This is a genomic window from Bradyrhizobium sp. CCBAU 11357 (assembly GCF_028128865.1).
Lineage (GTDB): Bacteria > Pseudomonadota > Alphaproteobacteria > Rhizobiales > Xanthobacteraceae > Bradyrhizobium.
The window spans coordinates 1-487 of the sequence record NZ_LBJW01000027.1 but is presented as its reverse complement, the minus strand read 5'-3'; the positions used below and the strand labels follow the sequence as shown (position 1 = coordinate 487).

Below are 487 nucleotides of genomic sequence, written 5' to 3'. Positions count from 1 at the left end.
CGCCCTCGCTCGCGGTCTCGTCGGCCATCGACTTCTTCGGCGCGGCCTTCTCCTTGGGCTTTGCGGCTTCCTTGGCAACGGCGGCTTCAGCAGCGGGCGCGGGCTCGGCCTTGACCTCAGCCTTGACCTCAGCCTTGACCTCAGCCTTGGCAACAGGCGCGGCGACCGGCGCTTCGATCGCGGTCTCGCGGAAGGCGCGTTCGAGCTCGTCGAGCGAGACCTCGCCCGGACGCAGCGGACGCTCCAGGGTCTGCTCGACCAGCGAGCCCGTGGTCATCTCCTTTGCCGGCGCAGCAGCGACAGGCGCTTCCGGCGCCAGCGGCGGCGCATCGGCAACGGGGGTGCCGGCCGCCATGGCCGCCATGCCCTGCTCGACCATCGCCTCCAGCTTGTCGATGAGGTCGCGGTCGTTCCCTTCAGGCTCGGCCTCGGTCGCCTCCAGGCCGGCCAGAATCTCCTTGATGCGGTCGATCGAGGACAGGATCAC

1 pseudogene is annotated in these 487 nt (G+C 69.8%); it reads right to left on the bottom strand.

What is annotated here, in order from left to right:
* A pseudogene (locus XI05_RS08905) lies at positions 1 to 487 on the bottom strand (hybrid sensor histidine kinase/response regulator); the annotation flags it as partial.